This window comes from Mesorhizobium sp. B264B1B (assembly GCF_020165765.1).
Lineage (GTDB): Bacteria > Pseudomonadota > Alphaproteobacteria > Rhizobiales > Rhizobiaceae > Mesorhizobium.
Genome location: NZ_JAIUIS010000011.1, coordinates 59073 through 77761, shown reverse-complemented (window position 1 = coordinate 77761; position 18689 = coordinate 59073). Strand labels below are relative to the sequence as shown.

Annotated in this window: 17 protein-coding genes and 2 pseudogenes; 13 read left to right on the top strand and 6 right to left on the bottom strand. The window is 63.3% G+C overall.

The annotated features are described in order from the left end of the window. Nucleotides 1-67: 67 nt before the first annotated feature. The 4 genes from LB547_RS21885 to LB547_RS21870 are packed head-to-tail and all read right to left on the bottom strand — an operon-like array spanning nucleotide 68 to nucleotide 5450. Entirely contained in the window at nucleotides 68-1939 is a 1872-nt protein-coding gene (locus LB547_RS21885; RefSeq protein ID WP_140499617.1) for an ABC transporter ATP-binding protein, read from the bottom strand. Continuing rightward, nucleotides 1936-2850 carry an ABC transporter permease gene (locus LB547_RS21880; RefSeq protein ID WP_140499619.1) on the bottom strand — a complete coding sequence of 305 codons (915 nt, stop codon included), beginning with the start codon at nucleotides 2848-2850 and terminating at the stop codon, nucleotides 1936-1938. The genes LB547_RS21885 and LB547_RS21880 overlap by 4 nt, the downstream gene beginning before the upstream one ends. Continuing rightward, complete coding sequence (locus LB547_RS21875; protein WP_140499621.1) at nucleotides 2850-3839, bottom strand: ABC transporter permease; 990 nt, start codon at nucleotides 3837-3839, stop codon at nucleotides 2850-2852. Before LB547_RS21875 ends, LB547_RS21880 begins: the two co-directional genes overlap by 1 nt. A gap of 57 nt (nucleotides 3840-3896) precedes the next feature. Further along, nucleotides 3897-5450 carry an ABC transporter substrate-binding protein gene (locus tag LB547_RS21870; protein WP_140523193.1) on the bottom strand — a complete coding sequence of 518 codons (1554 nt, stop codon included), beginning with the start codon at nucleotides 5448-5450 and terminating at the stop codon, nucleotides 3897-3899. Nucleotides 5451-5921: 471 nt separating this feature from the next. Between LB547_RS21870 and LB547_RS21865 the strand changes: the two genes are divergently transcribed. The 5 genes and pseudogenes from LB547_RS21865 to LB547_RS32660 all read left to right on the top strand — a co-directional run. Next, a complete protein-coding gene (locus LB547_RS21865; protein ID WP_140499625.1) occupies nucleotides 5922-6686 on the top strand; it encodes a DeoR/GlpR family DNA-binding transcription regulator in 765 nt (254 codons plus the stop codon). Between the two features lie 132 nt (nucleotides 6687-6818). Next, a complete protein-coding gene (locus tag LB547_RS21860) occupies nucleotides 6819-7904 on the top strand; it encodes a phosphotransferase family protein (protein ID WP_140523191.1) in 1086 nt (361 codons plus the stop codon). 9 nt (nucleotides 7905-7913) lie between these two features. After that, nucleotides 7914-8849, top strand: coding sequence for a choline/ethanolamine kinase family protein (locus LB547_RS21855; protein WP_140523188.1), 936 nt, complete (start codon nucleotides 7914-7916; stop codon nucleotides 8847-8849). 221 nt (nucleotides 8850-9070) lie between these two features. Beyond that, nucleotides 9071-9329, top strand: a pseudogene (locus tag LB547_RS21850) (IS110 family transposase); the annotation flags it as partial. A gap of 23 nt (nucleotides 9330-9352) precedes the next feature. After that, nucleotides 9353-9642, top strand: a pseudogene (locus LB547_RS32660) (transposase); the annotation flags it as partial. A gap of 160 nt (nucleotides 9643-9802) precedes the next feature. On the opposite strand, the gene LB547_RS21840 reads toward LB547_RS32660, so the two are convergent. After that, nucleotides 9803-10399 carry a TetR/AcrR family transcriptional regulator gene (locus LB547_RS21840; protein ID WP_140499631.1) on the bottom strand — a complete coding sequence of 199 codons (597 nt, stop codon included), beginning with the start codon at nucleotides 10397-10399 and terminating at the stop codon, nucleotides 9803-9805. A 123-nt stretch (nucleotides 10400-10522) separates the two neighbouring features. On the opposite strand from LB547_RS21840, the gene LB547_RS21835 reads away from it, so the two are divergent. Together LB547_RS21835 and LB547_RS21830 are read left to right on the top strand one after the other, a co-directional pair. Next, nucleotides 10523-11644, top strand: coding sequence for a RidA family protein (locus LB547_RS21835; protein ID WP_140762140.1), 1122 nt, complete (start codon nucleotides 10523-10525; stop codon nucleotides 11642-11644). A 76-nt stretch (nucleotides 11645-11720) separates the two neighbouring features. Beyond that, a complete protein-coding gene (locus LB547_RS21830; protein WP_140523182.1) occupies nucleotides 11721-12878 on the top strand; it encodes a M24 family metallopeptidase in 1158 nt (385 codons plus the stop codon). A gap of 6 nt (nucleotides 12879-12884) precedes the next feature. Here the strand turns inward: LB547_RS21830 and LB547_RS21825 are convergent, their stop codons facing one another. Continuing rightward, a complete protein-coding gene (locus LB547_RS21825) occupies nucleotides 12885-13646 on the bottom strand; it encodes an IclR family transcriptional regulator (protein ID WP_181165404.1) in 762 nt (253 codons plus the stop codon). A 122-nt stretch (nucleotides 13647-13768) separates the two neighbouring features. On the opposite strand from LB547_RS21825, the gene LB547_RS21820 reads away from it, so the two are divergent. The 6 genes from LB547_RS21820 to LB547_RS21795 all read left to right on the top strand — a co-directional run bounded on the left by LB547_RS21820 (nucleotide 13769) and on the right by LB547_RS21795 (nucleotide 18666). Beyond that, nucleotides 13769-14440, top strand: a complete 672-nt coding sequence (locus LB547_RS21820) for an amino acid ABC transporter permease (RefSeq protein WP_140499639.1) — start codon at nucleotides 13769-13771, stop codon at nucleotides 14438-14440. Next, on the top strand, nucleotides 14437-15087 hold the full coding sequence (locus LB547_RS21815; protein ID WP_140499641.1) for an amino acid ABC transporter permease: 651 nt from the start codon (nucleotides 14437-14439) through the stop codon (nucleotides 15085-15087). Before LB547_RS21820 ends, LB547_RS21815 begins: the two co-directional genes overlap by 4 nt. Further along, nucleotides 15074-15805, top strand: a complete 732-nt coding sequence (locus LB547_RS21810) for an amino acid ABC transporter ATP-binding protein (RefSeq protein ID WP_140499643.1) — start codon at nucleotides 15074-15076, stop codon at nucleotides 15803-15805. Before LB547_RS21815 ends, LB547_RS21810 begins: the two co-directional genes overlap by 14 nt. Nucleotides 15806-15840: 35 nt before the next feature. Beyond that, nucleotides 15841-16629: a transporter substrate-binding domain-containing protein gene (locus LB547_RS21805; protein WP_056570895.1), complete on the top strand. Its 789-nt coding sequence runs from the start codon at nucleotides 15841-15843 to the stop codon at nucleotides 16627-16629. Nucleotides 16630-16708: 79 nt separating this feature from the next. Then, nucleotides 16709-17725: a succinylglutamate desuccinylase/aspartoacylase family protein gene (locus LB547_RS21800; RefSeq protein ID WP_140499644.1), complete on the top strand. Its 1017-nt coding sequence runs from the start codon at nucleotides 16709-16711 to the stop codon at nucleotides 17723-17725. Beyond that, on the top strand, nucleotides 17722-18666 hold the full coding sequence (locus LB547_RS21795) for a threonine/serine dehydratase (protein ID WP_140499646.1): 945 nt from the start codon (nucleotides 17722-17724) through the stop codon (nucleotides 18664-18666). Before LB547_RS21800 ends, LB547_RS21795 begins: the two co-directional genes overlap by 4 nt. The last annotated feature ends 23 nt before the right edge of the window (nucleotides 18667-18689 follow it).

The following is an 18689-nucleotide window of genomic DNA, read 5'->3' as shown; positions in this document are numbered from 1 at the left end:
TCATCGGGATTGCGGGGCACCGCGCCGGGGTCAGGGGCGCCCAGGACGGTCAGGGACTGCGCCGCTGTTACGGGCCGCTCAGATCGACCGCCGGCATCAGCCTTGGCGCCGACAAGCCGGCCTCGACGAGATGGCACGCGGCGTAATCCACGTCGCTTCGTTTCAGCAGCGCCGGATCCTCCGTGACGCAGCGGTCAAAAGCGAACGGGCAGCGTGTGCGGAAGGTGCAGCCGGAAGGAATGTCGATGGGGTCCGGCGGCTCGCCTTCAAGGAGATAGGTCGCCGTGTCGTAGGGCTTGTGCTCGATCGCCGGAACCGCACTGAGCAGGGCTCGCGTGTAGGGATGGCCGGGATCGAAGAACGTCGCCTCGTTGCCGGCGAGTTCGGCGATGCGACCGAGATACATCACGGCCACGCGATTGCAGACGCGGCGCACCATGCTCAGATCGTGCGAGATATAGATGTAGGTCATGCCGTGGCGGGCCTGCAGACGCTCGAAAAGATCGAGCAGCTTGCCCTGTTCCACTTGGTCGAGTGCCGACAGCGTCTCGTCGAGGATCAGGAGTTCCGGGTCCAGCACCATGGCGCGGGCGATGTTGACGCGTTGCCGCTGGCCCGCACTGAGCCCTACCGGCAGTTTGTCCGTCAGCTCGGGGCGCAACCCCACCTCGTTCATCGTGTAGGCGACCTTCTCGCCGATCTCCTTGGCGCTCATTCCGCCATGGATGCGCAGCGGTTCGGCGATCGTCCGGCCAATGGCCAAATGTGGCGGGATGGCGTTGTAGGGATCCTGCAGCAGCAGCTGGAACCGACGGCGCAGATCAAGCAGCTTCTTTCGGCCGAGATGCGCGATGTCCTGGCCCTTGAACAGGATCTGGCCGCGATTGGGTGCTTCGAGGCGGCTGAGTAGACGCGAAAGCGTCGACTTCCCGCAACCGGATTCGCCTACGATGCCAAGATTATCGCCTTTGTAGACGTCGAACGAGACGCCCCGGACGGCCTGGACAACCCGGTACGCAAACAGCCTCTCACGGTCCTTGGTTGCGTAGGAACGGTAGACGTCGCGGACCGAAAGGATGATTTCGCGTGTGTCGTCCTTGGCCAAGCCCGGCGCGGCGGTGACCTGCTCGGCGCCCCAGATGCGCGGCACGCTCTTGATGAGGTTGCGCGTGTAGTTGTGCTGGGGTTCGTCGATCAGTTTACGGGTCTGCTGGCACTCGACCACGCGGCCATCGGCGAGCACGAGGACGTTGTCTGCGATCTCGTTAACCACACCGAGCGCCGAGGAGACGAAGATGACCGCCGTGCGAAAATCGCGCTGGAGATCCCTCAGTAGGCGAAGAATCTGGGCGGCGACCGTCACGTCGAGCGGCTGCGTGATGTTGTCAGCGACGAGCAGGTCAGGGTTGGTGACCAGGGCATCGACAATCAGCACGCGCTGCATCATCCCGCCGCTGAACTGGAAAGGAAATTCGTGAAAGCGCTGCGCCGGGGAAGGAATGCGGACCGCGTCGAGGACACGAAGCACGCGCGCCTTGGCTTCCGCAGTCGAAATGCCCGGCTCGACGGCGCGCAGCTTCTCGATGATCTGCTGTCCGACCGGGATGGTCGGATCGAGTGCGCTGCCAGGGTCGGAGCCTATATAGGCCACCTTGCGCCCTCGCAATCTCTGCATCTCGGCGGGCGCGAGATCGAACAGGTTGCGGCCATGGTAGGCAATCGTCCCGCCGGTCACGACCAGCGGCGGGCTTATCCAGTTGACGAGTGCGCGCGACAGGACGGTCTTACCCGAGCCGCTTTCACCGATGATGCCGAGGACCTCGTCCTGGGAAACCGAGAGATTGACGTCCTGAAGAACAGCGCGCCTTGCGCCGCCTGGCAACGCTAGATCGACCGACAGGCCCGAAATCTCGAGAATGCTTACACTCTCCCCGCTCATAGGACACCTTGGAGTAGCTTGTTGCGGGAGCGCTCAAGGGCACCGCCCATGAGGTTGATGCTGCACAGCGATATCGCCAGCAGCAGGCCGGGAATGGTGGTGATCCACCACGCATTCAGGAGATACTTGGTGCCGTCGGCGATGATCGTCCCGAATGTAGGCGTGGGCGGCTGGATGCCGATGCCGATGAACCCGAGGATGGCTTCGAAGATCATCATGCGCGCGACGTCGAGCACGGCGACGAATGCGATCGGGGGCAGGATGTTCGGCGCGATATGCACCAGCAGTATCCGGACGTCCGATGCGCCGAGGATCTTGGCGGCGCGCACATATTCCTTGCGCCGCTCGGACATGGTGACGCTACGCGCCACGCGTGCGTAGCCTGGCCAGCCCGCGAGGATGAAGACGAGGATGACCGTCAGCGGCGTCGGCCGCGTCACGCCGAGGATGGTGATGGCGAGGATGATCACCGGGATCGACATCTGCGCATCCGTGATGCGCATCAGGATCAGGTTGGTCCAGCCGCCGACATAGCCGGCCACCATCCCGACCGCCGAACCTAGAACGAACATGCCGATGACGCTCGTAATGCCGATCATCAGGGCGTTCCGCAGGCCGATCAGCGATCGGGCTAGAAGATCGCGGCCCAACTGGTCGGTCCCTATGAAATGAGGCCAGACCGAACCTTCGGCAGGCCAGGGCGGCGAGAACTTGAGGCCGACGTTGAATTTCGTCGCGGAAAGGCCGAGCAGCCCCGGCGCGGCGACCGAGAGCAGGATCACGGCGATGAAAATGACCGCCCCGACCCGGAACTCCGGCGTCTTGAATGCTTGAAGGAAGATATTAGCGCCGAGGCTTCGGGCTTTTGGGGGAACGCTGACTTCCGCGTCGACGATGGTGTGTTCGGACATCAGTACTGGAGCCTTCTGTCGATCGTGGTCGATGCGAAATCGACGAGGATGTTCACACCGACGAGCCCGGCGCAGGCGAAGATCGCGATCGCCTGGATGATCGGGAAATCGCGCTGGAACACCGCATTGATCATGAGCAGGCCGATCCCCGGATAGTTGAAGAGGTATTCGACGACGAACAGCGAGCCGAGGATCAGGCCGACCGCCTGGATGCCCAACACGTTCAGAAGGGGTATCCCGGAGTTACGCAGAACATGCGCCGAGATCATGCGCCGTCGGGTCAGCCCGCGGATTTGGCCAACATAGACATAGGGCTCGAGGAGGTTGGAGGAGACCGAAACCGAGAGCGACCGGACGATGATCGGAATCAGTTCCACCGCCAGGACCAAGGCCGGCAGGATCGCATAGGTCCAGTTCTCGTAGCCGATTGCAGGTAGCCAGCCAGTCCTGGCCGACAACAAATAAATGAACACCAGTCCGAGCCATACATTGGGCAGCGAGACGAGGACCGAACTCAGGTAAAGCGCGAATCGGTCGGGCGCCCTGCCCGCGTTAAGGCCGGCCCAGATGCCGAGCGGAACCGCGATCGACAGTGAGATCAGGAAGGCCAGGCCGGCCAGCAGCAGGCTGTAGGGCAATGTCGCGCCGATCAGATCAATGACCGGCGCCCGGTTGCTGGCATCGAAGGTCGATTCGCCGCGCGAACCTCCAGTGCTGCCGCCCTGGGCGCTGCGCACGAAGGATCGGCCGAAATCGCCGCGGACGATCTGGGTCATATACCGCCCGAACTGGACGATTATCGGATCCCGGAGGCCGAGCTCCTTGGCCGTCTGCTCCGCCACGGACTGCGAAACCATCGGGCCGAGCATCAGCCGCACGGGGTCGCCGGGCACCACGCGCAGCAGGGTGAAGATCAACAGGGCGATGCCCGCCACAATGATCACGCCTTGGGCAAGACGGCGAACGAAGAAGTCTATTGCAAAAAGCATAACGGCAGGCTCACGAAGGAGCAGCGCCGCCGGATGGCGACGCTGCTGGGCCAAAGGTTAGACGAGATCCGCCTTCGACAGGTCGATAGGTCCGTAGGGCAGGTAGACCGCGCCTTCAAGGTTCTTGGCGGCGCCGTGGAAGGTGAGCGCAGAGAACAGTGAGAAGCTTGGGACTTTCTTGGCCATCGTCGGGAAGGTTTCCTCGGTGAGGATCTTCAGCCGCTGTTCCGGATTGGGCGCGTTGCGCTCCTTGTCCAGGACCGCGTCGATCTCGGGATCATTGATGCCCGAAATCAGCGCCGCGCTGGAGTGCCAGTTGGGCCGCAGGACGAGGTCCGGCTCAGGCGACGGCGTCATCCAGCCGACGTCGCACATATGGCCCTGGCCCTGACCGTCGGCGCGGCGATAGATCGCCACTTCCCAGGCCGCTGGCTCGAGCACCGTCAACTGCACGTTGAAGCCCTGCTCCTGGAGCATCGCGGCGATCAGTTCGCCATACTCCTTGGTCTTGGGATAGAAGCCGATCGAAGTGATATATTCGAGCTGCGGCAGCCCCGCCCCGTTCGGGAAGCCGGCTTCGGCCAGCAGACGCTGCGCTTCCTCGGGATTGTAGTCTGGATATCCCTTGATGTCGGTGAAGCCGAACTTCATCGGGGAGACGTAACAGCTTGACTCGAGCGCCGCTTCGCCCATCAGTTCGAGGATCTGCTTGCGATCGATCGAATGGCATGCCGCCAGGCGGATGCGCGGATCGTCGAAGGGCGCCTTGTTGCAGCGAAAATGCAGATATTTGTTCTCGGTCGTGAGACCCTTGCGAGTGGTGACCTTCGGATTTCCGGCGAGCGATGCGTACTGTTCCGGCTCGAGACGTTCGGCGATGTGGTACTGGCCGTTCAAGAGGCCGAGAACCCGCGTGTTGGCATCCGGAACATAGGCATAGACGACCTCATCGATCTTCGGACGCCCGCCGAAGAAGTCGTCATAGGCGTGAAGAATATTTTTGTCGCCGTTGGTCTCGACATACTTGAAGGCGTTCGTGCCGTTCGGACGCTTTTGGAGAATCTTCGGATCAGCAACATCCTTCGCCGAGAGGATCGGGATCACGCTTGAAATAAACCACCAAGCCGATGCCGGATAGCCGTGCTTCTCGGTGTGCAGTCGCACCGTAAGGCGATCGACAATTTCGACATCGACCTTTCCGGGGCAAAAGGAAGCCGCCGGGCGGGCCGGGTCGCAGGAGTATTCGAGCGTCGCCTTTACGTCCTCGGCGCTGAATTCCTTGCCGTCGTGAAATTTCACGCCGTCGCGCAGCTTGAACTCGAACGTGTTGGTGTCGATCAGCTTCCAGCTTTCCGCCAGCGCGGGTTCGAGCAGGTCCGCCTCGCCGTCCCGCATCGGGGCACGCGTCAACGCATTGAAGACGAACTTTTCGAAATTGCCCTGACCAAGGGTCGTGTGGGAAGTCGGATCCCAATTACCCGTGACGGGCCCCATCGACGCGAGCACGAGTGACTTCTTGCCCTGCGCATTGGCCGGCACCGCGAGCTTGCCGAGCACGCCGGCCACGCCAAGCGCGCCCGCGCCAACCATAATGTCTCTACGCGTAATCATTGATCCTGTTCCCCTTTTTGTATCGGCGGTTGTTTTGCCGATGTGCGGTTTAGTTTTCTAGGACCCGCTCGGCGCCGGCCCGTTGAACTCCATCCTTCGACCTGCAGCATGGCACTTATTCGCCATTGCCAGACGAGCCTTCCAAATCCTGACTGGACGCCAGATCCATCCTCAAACCGATCCAATTTCTCAAAACACACAAATCGGTCAAAAACACCAATATCGACACATTTGCCTGTGGTCAAGCGCGGCTTGGCCTACTCTCGGCGAGTGCCCAGTCCCGAACAGGTCTAAATCTCAAGGCTGTTAGACCCTAGGACTGTTGAGCGACTAAGACGGATTTGACTGGTTTGAGCATGTCGACTAGCTTGGCGCCGGGATTTTCGGTCTTCCGGCATCTCGCAGTGTTCGACGTGCTCGGGGATATGTTAAGTCCGGAAAGACCCAAATGGTCACAGGCAGATTCGGTCCATGAGATTTTCTGAGTTTCGCCAGGAAAAAATCCTGGAAATACTGCGCGCGAATGAGCGCGCGAGTGTCAATCTGCTCGCCGATCGCCTCGAAGTCAGTCCGGAATCCATCCGGCGCGATCTGCGTCTACTCGAAACAAATGGCTTGGCTCGGCGCGTCTACGGCGGTGCGGTACTGACGCCAAAAGAGGGGGACAAGCCGTTTGGCGAGCGCAGCCGGGTCAATGCGCCGGAAAAAAACTTGATCGCCGAAAGGGCTGCCAGCCTTATCCAGAACGGTATGAAGATCTTCGTCAGTTCGGGAACCACTACGCTGGCCTGCGTGAAGCACCTTGACAAGCATGCAGACCTGACGATCTTCACGAACTCCATCGCCATTGCGGCGCATTTTTTCTCCCACGGCTGGGGCACCAGTGTCCGCGTGCTCGGCGGTCCGATGGTGCCGGAATATCAGGCCACATTCGGGCATTCTACCATTACCGCGCTGAAAGGGCACAGGTTCGACCTGGCTTTGATGGGTGCCAGCGCCGTCCATGTCGATCACGGCTTCATGGGCTTTGGTGAGGACGAGGTTGCACTGCACGATGAGGCGAGGCGTCAGGCCGGCACCACCGTCATGGTAGCCGATCGATCGAAGTTCGGACGCTTCGGCTCGGTTCGTGCATTCGGCCTTGCCGACGCCCAACATGTCATCACCACTAAGGGTGTCGGCGAAGAATTCGTCCAGCGCTTCGCCGAACTGGGCGTCGACCTCATCCGCGTTTAAGTGCATCTCGGCGCCGATAGGCACGTCGGCACTTTACTCACGCCCGCATAGATATAGCATTGCGTTTCCTGCTGGCGCGCCTGTCCCCCGCTCCCTTTCGTGGACGGGCCGTCGCTGGTCGGTTGTGCTTGCTTGGATTACAAGGGTTCCGCTGGCTTCATGGAAATTGGTCTGTCGCGAAAGGGTATGGATCGCCGCATCGGCCCGATGGACATTCATCGTCTCCCGTCCGCAACAAAAGAAGTCCGTTCCCTTTTTGCGGATGACCTCACGGCGCCGGCCGACCTCTGTCTTGTGACGCCCGACGAGCCCGCCTGCTCTGGTGCCGGACCGCAGCTGTGCAGATCGGCACAGGAGATGGAGCCGGGCATTCTCGTCCCGTCGCATCGTGGCGTGGACAGCACCCGCCTGCTTCTGTCGGTCGATGGCCAGCATCCGTCGCTCCTGCTCAAAACCATTCAGCCCGACCAGCGCCGCTTCATCGATGCGGCCGCATCCTTCGATGCGCAGCGCAAAGCGGCCGGCCTCGGCTGCGCGCCCAAGATCCTTGCCATCGATGCGCGGCGCGCGACCTGCATCATGGAATATCGCGACGGCTGGGCGACCGCCCGTGTCAGCGACCTGAAAAAGCTGGACGTCCTCAATGAGGTGATAGGTGTTAAGCGCAGGGTCCACGGCGGACTGCGCTTCACGATCCCGGTGTCGCCGTTCGACCGGATCCGCGCGCTGAAGCAGGAATGCGATCGGCTCGTGGCCCAGGCTCCTCCCGACCTTCCGGTCCTGTTCGAGCAGGTTTTGCGCTTTGAGCGCATGATCGCCGCATCGGGGGTCGACAGTGTGCCCTCCCATGCCGACGGCCTGGCCTCGAACATCCTCATCGGGCCGGATGGTCGCATCGAGCTCGTGGACTTCGACGGTGCCGGCAACGTCGACCCCTATTATGAGATCGGGATCCTGATCAACGAGGTTTTCGAAGACGAGAAGGACTTCCTCCCGGCCCTCGAAATGTTCGAAGGCACGCCGAGGCCGGCAAGTCTCCGTCGCGTGCGTCTCTACGCGATCGCCGACGATCTCGCATGGGGTCTCTGGGGTCTCGTGATGGACGCCACCTCGCAGCGCAAGGATGTCGAGTTTTACCGCTACGGGTTCTGGCGCTTCATCCGCTGCCGCGCCGCGCTCGGAAGCCTCGATTTCGGCTCGTACGCCCGAATGCTCTGAGAACCCTTCATGGAACGGAAGTGCGGAGAAGGCCAATCGGCCTCCGAACTGGCATTGGAAACAATGCTTTCCTTGGTACCCCCATGGCAGGGCAAAGACATCTTTTACCGGCCAATCTTCGGGGGCTTTAGCAATTCTAACTGGCACGTCAGGATCGGAGGTGAGCGTCAGACGTTTTTCCTTAAGATGCCAGGCCCCGGGACCGAGAAGTTTATCGATCGGAGCGCTTCGCTCGAGGCCGGCAGGCGCGCGCACGAACTTGGCATCGGGCCTCGGATCTATAGTGATCTCAGCGACCGCGGCGTGGAAATCAGCGACTTTGTAGAGCGGTCTCGTCCCTGCACCACCCGCGACTTCCACTCCGCCGAGATTAGGGCGCCCACTATTAACTTGTTCCGCACCTTCAACAATTCTGCCCCGCTTCGCTTAACCAAGACCCTGTTTGACATGATCGATGAACATATCGTTCAATTGCGTGAGCTCGGGGCGGCATTCCCGCACGATTTTCCTACCATTCACATGAAGTACCGCACCGCTCGCGCCGCGCTGGAAGCGTCAGGACTGGACATCGTTCCTTGCTGCAACGATCCGGCACCAGCTAACTTCCTGCTGACTGAAGACAGGATCCTGATCGTCGACCTCGAATACGCGTCGAACAACGACCGCTGCTGCGATCTCGCCACCTGGTGTGGGGAAATGGTCCTGAGCGACGTGATGCAGGATGAGGCGATCGAATGTTATTTCGGTCGCGTCGAAGCCAGCACCAAGGCGCGCATGTTTGTCTACCAGATGCTGGGCGACTTGAAATGGTCGCTGTGGTGCATGGTCCAGAACATTACCTCGAGCATCGACTTCGACTTCTACAAATACGGCGTGTGGAAGCAGATGCGCCTGCGCTCGACCCTTCAGAATCCATATTGGGACCGCGCCCTCACGTCCCTGTAGGAGCCCGCCAGCTTCTGGCTCGAGGCTTCCCTTGCCATTCGAGGATTGTTGCTACATCTGGGCAGTGGAGGCCACCGGTGGAATGACTGCTTTCTGCGCTGAAAGCAGACCGTCAGCTTCGTTGTTGGCCACAACCGCGGGAGCCTCGGGTTTGCGCAATGTTGCGAGTGCCAACGCCGGAGGAGGAAGACCGTGGCCGGTTGAGCAGAGTGGGCAGATTAATTAATTGCGAGCAGGGAGTCTCGAAGTCCGGCAATCCTAGGCTCCGGCCGACGCTTGTCTAGGTTGCGTGGGTCTGGGTGCCCCATCAACCCAATTCGCACTGAGCCAGTGGTTCAGGGCGCGAGTCATCCCGAATGGTGGCCGGTGCAAGAAGGCGGCATGGTCGCCCTCGCTCGGAAACTGTTTGTTGCGCTGTGGAAATACGTGAATTCCGGAGTCGTTATAGAAGGAGCTCTCCTGACGAAACCATCAGCATAGAGTAACCGCCCGATTGTCACCGCCTATTCCTAGAGCGCCTCCGAGACGCCTTCGACGCCGGCCAGCTTCGCTTCTTCAGCGATCTCGCTAGCCTGGCCGACCCTGCTACTTTCTGCGCCCAACTGGCTGGACTGAAGCGGATCGAGTGGTCGTTTACGCCAAGCCCCCGTTCGGCGGTCCAAAACAGGTCCTCGCCTACCTTGGTCGCTACACCTACCGCGTCGCCATCGCCAACAGCCGCCTCGTGAGCCTGGATCATGGAGTTCTGGTCAGCTTCCGCTGGAAGGACTATCGCCACCACGACAAGTCCAAGCACAAGCTCATGACCAAGATCACACTTGCGGGGCTGATTAAGCCAGCAACCGAGAATGTCTCAAGGTAAGCCGAGCAGACGACCAATTCTTCAGACAGAATGTCAGAGGAAGCGAGGCTCACTGCTATAACATGGGGTTTCACATTGTCGTTTCGGTGAGTCAGATTTGGATCATCCGTATCAGGCTGCGATAGGTCTTCTCCAACGCGTCAAAGCCACCTTCGCCCAGTGTAATTGGCGCGGCGTTGTCGGCGATCGCCGCGAACAGCAGCGCGGCGTCGCCGGGCACGACATTCGGCGACAACTCGCCGCGCCGGCCCGCCGCCGACAGCGCGCCGGCAAACAACGCCGAGAGCTCCGCGCTGAAATGGCCGAGCATCTTCTGGCCGTCGGCATCAAGGAGGTCGGCATCCTGCCGCAGCCTCGAAATCAGGCTCCAGTTTTGCCCTTCTGTGCCGGCTGGGTTGAAATGCCGGAAGCGGGCGCGGCTGTAGGCGATCATCGCCTCGACCTGCTCCTCGAGGCTTGACCCCTCATGCGACCAGACAGCCCGCAAGCCGCTCAGCGTCGCCTGCATGTAGTCGTCAAGCACCTCGTCGACGAGCGCCTGTTTGTTGCCGAAATGATAGTGGATGTTGGCGCGCGTCGTGCCGAGCGCCGCCGAAATATCCCCGAAGCTGGTGCCGCGATAGCCGTGGCGCACCAGAAGCTCCAGCGCCGTATCCTTGATCGCCTGTCTGGTGTCGGTCTCGTCCATGCTTCCATCATAGCCAAATGCGTTGGCCGTGGACGCCGAAGCTTTGCTGCATCCCCAGCATTTGACGGAACACTGACTTGCAGGTAAGTAAGTAGAAAATCAGCGGGAGGATACGTGGTGCGGATGCGGACATTCAGCGATATCGAAGGATCGGCGCCGCAGGCCGTCCGCGCCGGTGACCTGGTCTTCATCGGCGGGCTGATGGCGACGGACGTCAGCGGCAATATCGTCGCAACCGGCATAACGGGTCAGGCGCGCGTCATTTTCGATCGGCTGGCGGCCCTTCTCGCCCAGGCCGGCGCCGGCATGACCGATGTGGTCAAGCACAACATCTATTTCAGTTGCAAGGCCGATGCCGTGGGCGCCTTGCTCGACGAACTCGATGCCGTGCGCGCCGGCTGTTTCACCGCTCCCGGCCCGACCACCACCGAAATCCGCTGCGGCCTCGACCGCGAGGGCGCGCTGCTGATGGTCGACGCCTGGGTGGTGATCGGCGGCAAGCGCGAACTGCTCGACCCCCCGGGTCACTGGCGCTGGCGCAGGGAGCTGCCCTTCGTCCATGGCTGGAAGGTCGGCGACATGCTGTTTGTCGGCGGCCAGCGCTCGCTCGATGCCGAAGGCAATGTGCTCGGGCTCGGCGACATCGAGGTGCAGACCGACGAGGCCTTCCGCAACCTCGACACCATGCTGCGGTCGGGCGGCGGCGACCGCCACAGCCTGATGCGCCAGAACACCTATTTCCGCTTTTTCGGCGAAGGCCGCGAGGTCACCGACTACTGGGAGAAGATGACCAATGTGCGCCGCCGCTACATGTCGGTGCCTTCGGCGGCCGGTGCCGGACTGCGCATCCAGGGCATGGGCAATGCCGGCGAACTGATCCAGGTCGAGGGCATCGGCATGCTCGGCGACGACAAGCAGCGCCTGCAGCCGGCCAACCATTGGGACTGGAGCATTCCCAACACCCAGTTCACGCAAGGTTGGAAGATTGGCGGGCTCGCCTTGATCGGCGGCCAGATCTCGGCCGACAACAAGGCGCAGGCCGTCGGCGACGACATGGAGACGCAGACCCGCAACGTCTTCGAGTTCATCCGCCGCACGCTGGCCGAAGGCGGGCTCGACGAAAGCGACGTCGCCAAGCTCTATATCTACTATCACGCCGAAGGCAGCTGGGCCGGGATCGAGGCGACGCGCGCGGTGATTGCCCGCGTGCAGCGCGATTCTTCCCCGAGCCCGGTCCGGCGGTGACTGCGATCCGCGTCGCCGGCTTTGCCTTCGAGAACCTGCTGATCGAGATCGAGGCGATGGCGGTGACGCGAGGCTAATGTCGAAACACGATTTCACCGCCGCCGAATTCGCCGATCGTCTGGCGCGTGTCCGCGCCGCCATGGCCGCACGCGACCTCGACTGGCTGATTGCCGTTCACCCCGCCTCCATCCATTGGCTGACCGGCAGCGACGCCAAGAGCTACCAGGAATTCCAATGCCTGCTGGTCGGCGCGCGCAACGAGCCGCTCGTCGTGCTGACACGCCAGGGCGAAGTGCACGAATTCGAAACGGATTCAGCTGCCGACGAGGTGCATGGCTTCGGCGGCGGCGAGAACGAGGATCCGGTCGCGGCCTTCGCCGACGTGGCGCGGCGCCACGACGTGCTAGGCAGGCGCGTCGGCCTCGAAGTGCCGGCCTACTATCTTCACCCACATCATTGTCTCGGCCTTCGCGCCGTCATCGGCGATACCTTGCTTGCCGAGGCGACGGAACTGATCGCCGGCCTGAAGCTGGTGAAGTCGCCGGCCGAGATCGCTTATATCAGGCGCGCGGCGGCCCTTGCCGACCTTGGCATGGAGCGTTTTGCCGGCGAGTTCGCGGCGGGCCTGTCGGAACTGGCGCTGGCCGGCACCATCCACGAGACCTTGCTGCGCAACGGCAGCGGCATCGCCGCCAGCCCGATCAACCTCGTCTCCGGCCCGCGCTCCGCCTACAGCCACGGCGCGCCGACCGCGCGCCGGCTTGAACATGGCGATTTCGGCAATCTCGAATTCGGCGCCACCTTCAACCGCTACACAGCCACCATCGGCCGCAATTTCGCGCTGGGCAAGCCGACGCCGCGCATGGCCGAACTGCACGACATCGTGCTGCGCGCCGGCGACGCCATGATCGCGGCGATTCGCGACGGCGTGCCGGCAACCGTGCCGCACCAGGCGGCCCGCGCCGTCATCGGCGAGGCCGGGCTCGAAGCCTGCCGTGTCCACACGTCCGGCTATGCGCTGGGGCCAGGCTTTCCGCCGAGCTGGGCCGAGCCGCTGCACATGATCGGCGACAGCCCGCACATGCTGAAGGCCGGCATGGTGGTCACCATCGAGCCGCCGGTCTATATCGGCGCCGAAGGCCTTGGCGCCCGCATCATCGACAATGTGCTTGTCACCACGGCCGGTGCGGAGGTGCTGTCCCGCACGCCGCGCGACATCATCGTCGCGGGCTGAGCCTCCCTACCCTCCAAGCTCATGCGCGATCTCGGCACAAGCGAGCTTCAGCCGCGCCAGCATGGCCTCGAAATTGGGCGCGGCGCTGCGTCGGCTGACCGCCGCCACCGTCACGCAGGCCACGGCGCGCCCGTCGCCGGCGATGATCGGACAGACGACGTCGGTCACGCCGATGATGTCGCGGCTCTCGTGGATGATGGCGCCGCGCTCGCGCACCGCGTCGAGTTCGGCGGCGAGCGTCGTCGGGTCCGGCGGCTCACGCATCAGCATCAGGCATTCGGCGATCATCCGGTCACGCACGGGCTTGGGCTGGAACGCCATCAGCACCAGGCCGGAATGGGCATCCGCCAGCGGCCGGCGATAGCCGAGCTTGAGCGAGAAGTTCATGTCCGCCCCGCCCGATGCCGCCGCGATGATGACGGTTTCACCGCGATGCGCGACGACCAGATGCGCCGCCTGGTGCACCTCCTCGGCGAAGCGCTCGACGATGGGGGCCGCCGTGCTGACCAGGTCGCGGGCGCGCGCCGTCTGCATGCCAAGCCCGAACAGCTTGTTCGACAGCATCAGCCCCTCGCCGCCCTCATCGCGCTGGAGGTAGCCGCGCGCAAGCAGCACATGGACCATGCGGAAGATCTCGTTCTTCGATCGCCCCAGTTCCTCGGCGATCTGGCGCGTGCCCATGCGCTGGCCGGCATTGGCCAGCAATTCGAGGATATCCAACCCCTTTTCCAGGGCCGGCGCGCTGTAATTCAGCTTGTCGTCCGTCATTTGCATCCGCTTCATAGATGACGCTTGACGTCACATATGAAGCGACGATAGCGTGGTGTCCAGCAAATCCGAGCGGAAAATAGCGATCTGCCTGGAGTTGCATAGGGGGACGCTCTACTTCCATGAGCTATAATTTCAAATTTGATGTCCTGCTGCGCTATATCCCCGAGATTGTGCAAGGCGTGCTGCTGACCTTGCAGTTCTCGGTCGTCACCATGCTCTGCGGCCTTGCCATCGGCTTGATCGTCGCCATGGCCTCGATCAGCCCGCTGATGCCGCTGCGCGCCTGCGCTCGCGTCTATGTCGAGGCGCTGCGCAACACGCCGCTGCTGGTGCAGCTGTTCATCGTCTTCTTCGGCCTGCCTTCGATCGGCATCAAGCTTGGCGCCAACACCGCTGCGCTGATCGCGCTGTCGATCAACATGGGCGCCTATGGCGCGGAGATCCTGCGCGCCGGTTTCCAGTCGGTGCGCCAGAGCCAGGTCGAGGCTGGCCGCTCGCTCGGCCTCACCGCCGGCCAGACCTTCCGCCATGTCGTGCTGTTCCAGGCGGTCAAGACCATCTACCCGGCGCTGGCCAGCCAGTTCGTGCTGATCATGCTGACCACCAGCGTCGTCTCCTCCATCGGCGCCACCGAGCTGTTCCACCAGGCCGCCTTCATCGACTCGCGCACCTACCGCTCCTTCGAGACCTACACGCTGATCACCATTTCCTATCTCGTGCTGACCCTGGGCTTCCGGGCCTTCTTCGCCGGCGTCTACTGGATGGTCTTCGTCAGGAGGCCGCGCCGATGATCCGCGAATTTGGCGGCACCGATATCGTCTACCTGATCGAGGCCGCGCGCTGGACGATGCTGCTGGCGCTCACCGCCACGGTGGGCGGCGGGCTGCTCGGCATCGTCGTCGCCGTCCTGCGCGTCATCCCATTCAAGCCGCTCAACTGGCTGGCCATCGCCTGGATCAACCTGATCCAGGGCACGCCGCTACTCGGCCAGCTCTTCGTCTTCTTCTTCGGCCTGCCGCTGATCGGCCTCTCGGTCGACGCCTGGACGGCGGCGGCACTTTCCCTGTCGATCTACGCTTCGGCCTTCTTCGGCGAGATCTGGCGCGGCAGCCTGCAATCGGTGTCGCAGCGGCAATGGGAGGCGGGTGCCGCGCTCGGCCTCACCTACGCGCAGCGCCTCGGCCATGTCGTGCTGCCGCAGGCGATCCGCATCTCCGTCGCGCCGACCGTCGGCTTCCTCGTCCAGTTGGTGAAGAACACCTCGCTCACCGCGCTGATCGGCTTCGTCGAACTGACCCGCGCCAGCCAGATCATCAGCGGCGCGACCTTTGCCCCGCTGCCGGTCTACCTCACCGCCGCCGCCATCTATTTCGTCATCTGCTTTTCCCTCTCCCAGCTCGCCCGCATGCTGGAAAGGAGACTTCATGTCGCTCGTTGAAATCGCCGATATCCGCAAGCGCTTCGGCGCCATCGAGGTGCTGAAGGGCATCTCGCTCAACGTGGAAAAAGGCGAGATCGTCGCCGTCATCGGCCGCTCCGGCTCGGGCAAGTCGACCATGCTTCGCTGCATCAACGGGCTGGAGAAGGTGCAGGCCGGCCGCATCGTCGTCGACGGCATCGACGTCACCGCGCCCAGGGCCGACCTCAACCTTCTGCGCCAGCGCGCCGGCATGGTATTCCAGAGCTACAATCTGTTCCCGCATCTCAATGTCGAGCGCAACGTCACGCTGGCGCTGAAGCTGGTGCGCAAGCTCGACACGCCGGCCGCCCGCGAAGTCGCCCGCGCCGTGGTCGCCAAGGTCGGCCTCGCCGACAAGCTGCTTGCCTATCCCGACGAATTGTCCGGCGGCCAGCAGCAGCGCGTCGCCATCGCGCGCTCGCTGGCCATGCAGCCGACCCTGATGCTGTTCGACGAGATCACCTCGGCGCTCGACCCCGAACTGGTCGGCGAAGTGCTGCGCGTGCTCGAAAGCGTCGCCAGCGAAGGCATGACCATGATGCTCGTCACCCATGAGATGAACTTTGCCAAGAACGTCGCCGACCGCGTGATCTTCATGCATGAGGGCCGCATCCACGAGGATGGGCCAGCGCGTGAGACCTTGCTCGAGCCTCGTACGGCCGAACTCAGGAGCTTCCTGAGCGCCGTCCTTCACTAGGAAAAGAAAGTCCAACCAGAAAAAGGGGAAGTTCCATGTTCAAGCATCTCACCAGGATCGTCACAGCCGTGCTCCTGGCCGGCGCCGTCTCGGCAATGCCGGCGCGAGCGGCCGACCTGCAGAAAATCCTGTCCGCTGGCACGGTGCGCATCGGCGTGCCGATCGACGTGCCGCCCTTCGGTTCGGTCGACGCCAAGAACGAGCCGGTCGGCCTCGATGTCGACATGGCCAGGAAGATCGCCGAGGCGCTGGGCGTCAAGCTCGAACTGCAGCAGATCACCGGCGCCAACCGCGTGCCCTATCTGGTCACCGACCGCCTCGACATCGTCATCGCCGCCATGGGCGCGACGCCGGAACGCGCGCTGCAGATCGCCTTCACCTCGCCCTATGCGGCGCTTTCGATCGGCGTCTTCGGCCCCGACAGCATCACGGTGAAGAGCCCGGCCGAGCTCAAGGACGAGACCATCGCGGTGGCGCGCGGCACGACGCAGGATCTCGAACTGACCAAGGCCGCGCCCAACGCCAAGATCGTGCGCTTCGACGACGACGCCACCGCCGCAGCCGCTTTCACCTCCGGCCAGGCGCAACTGCTGGCCACCGCCGATGTCGTGGCCAAGGATTTGATGGACAAGGACGCCAAGGTGCAGCTGAAACCCAAATTCATCCTGCAATTCTCGCCCTGCTACATCGGCATCCAGCAGGGCAGCCCGGAGCTGCTTCGCTGGCTCGACACCTACATCCATCTCGGCATGCTCGACGGCTCGCTCTCGGCGCTGTCGCAGAAGTGGATCGGCACCACGCTGCCGACCCTGCCGCCGATCTGACTTCTTCGGCGGCGGGGGCCTTTCCGCCCTCGCCGCCTCTCCCTCGCCACCTCCATCCCCTAGAGTTTCAAAGAGAAACATGGCCCGCATGTCCACCGCCCGCACCACCATCGATTTCGACCGTTCCGGCAAGCAGATCGGCTTCGTCGACATTCCGCATTCGCCGCATGACGACGCCTGGGGCGCGACCCGCATTCCGCTCGCGGTGATCCGGAACGGCAGCGGGCCGACCGTCATCCTGCAGGCCGGTAACCATGGCGACGAGTATGAGGGGCCGATCACGCTCGGCGAACTCATCCGCGATCTCGACCCGGGCATGGTCAGCGGCCGCATCATCTTCCTGCCGGCGATCAACCTGCCGGCCGTGCTGGCCGGCCGCCGCACCTCGCCCGTCGACGGGCTGAACCTCAACCGCACGTTCCCAGGCGATCCAACCGGCACCATCACCCAGCAGATCTCGGCCTATGTCAGCGACGTCGTCATGCCGCTTGGGCATGCCTATATGGATCTTCACTCCGGCGGTTCCTCGCTCAACATCCTGCCCAGCGCCATCATCGAGCCGGCGCCCGACGCCGCCCACCGCAAGCGCAACACGGAGGCGGTGCTCGCCTTCGATGCTCCGCTCACCGTCGTCATCGACAATCTCGGCGAGCCGCGCACCTCCACGGCCACATCGGTGAGGGCCGGGCTGACCACGGTCGGCACCGAGATGGCCGGCGCCGGCACGGTCTCGCTCGACGCGCTCGGCATCTGCCGCAAGGGCGTGCGCAATGTGCTGAGCCACCTCGGCGTGCTGCCGCCGACAGGCAGGCCGCCTGCCGCGAGGCCCGAAAACATCCTGCGCATTCCCGGCCATGACGGCTATGTGCTGGCCACCACCAATGGCGTGTTCGAACCGTTCCACGCGCTGGGCGCCGAGGTCCATGCTGGCCAGGACGCCGGCCGCATCCACGACCTGGCCGACCCCGGCCGCGCGCCCGAGACCGTGCGCTACCTCTCGGACGGCATCGTCTATGGCCGCCGCCAGCCCGGCCGTGTCGTTGTCGGCAATTGCTGCGTCACCGTCGCTACGCGCTATGAAGGAGAGCTGGCGTGATCGCGCTGGAAGACATCCGTACTGCCGCCGCGCGCATCGAAGGCAATGTCAGGCGTACGCCGATGATTGCCGCCGGCAACCTCAAGACGCCGCTGGCCGGCGGCGTCGACCTGCTGCTGAAGCTGGAACTGCTGCAGGTCACCGGATCGTTCAAGGCACGCGGCGCCACCAACAGGCTGCTCTCGCTCGACCCCGCCGCGCTGGAGCATGGCATCGTCACCGCGTCGGGTGGCAACCATGGCATAGCCACCGCCCGCGCGGGCCTCATGGCCGGTGTGCCGGCCACCATCTTCCTGCCGACCAACGCCTCGCCGGCCAAGATCGAGAAGCTGCGCGCCTGGGGAGCGGCCACCCACATTGTCGGCTCGGCCTGGCACGAATCCAACGAGGCCGCGCAAGCCTTCGTCCGCGAAACCGGCGCCGTCTATTTCCATCCCTTCGCCGACCCGGCTGTGGTCGCCGGGCAAGGCACGGTCGGCCTCGAAATCCTCGACCAGATGCCGGATGTGACGACAGTGTTGGTCGCCATGGGCGGCGGTGGGCTGGTCAGCGGCGTGGCGACAGCGATCAAGGCGCTGGCGCCGCATGTGCGCGTTATTGGAATTGAGGCCACAGGCTCGCCGGTGCTGCTGCGCGCCCTCGAAGCCGGACACAATGTGGCCCTGGACAAGATCACGACATCTGTCGCGACGATGGCCTGCGCCAAAACCGACGATCGCATCTTCGACATTGTGCGCGATAGCGTCGATGAGATCGTGCTTGTCGACGATTCCGAGATGCTGTGCGCCGCCAAAAGCTTGTGGTTCGAGATGGGCCTTGCGGCTGATCTAAGCGGTGCTGCCGCGGTTGCCGCAATTGCGGAGGGTCGGGTGCGGTTCAGCTCAGGCGAGTGCGTCTGTGCCATCATCTGCGGCGCCGGACCAGATGGAATTCAAGGATAGAGCTGACCGAATGTCAGCAGCGA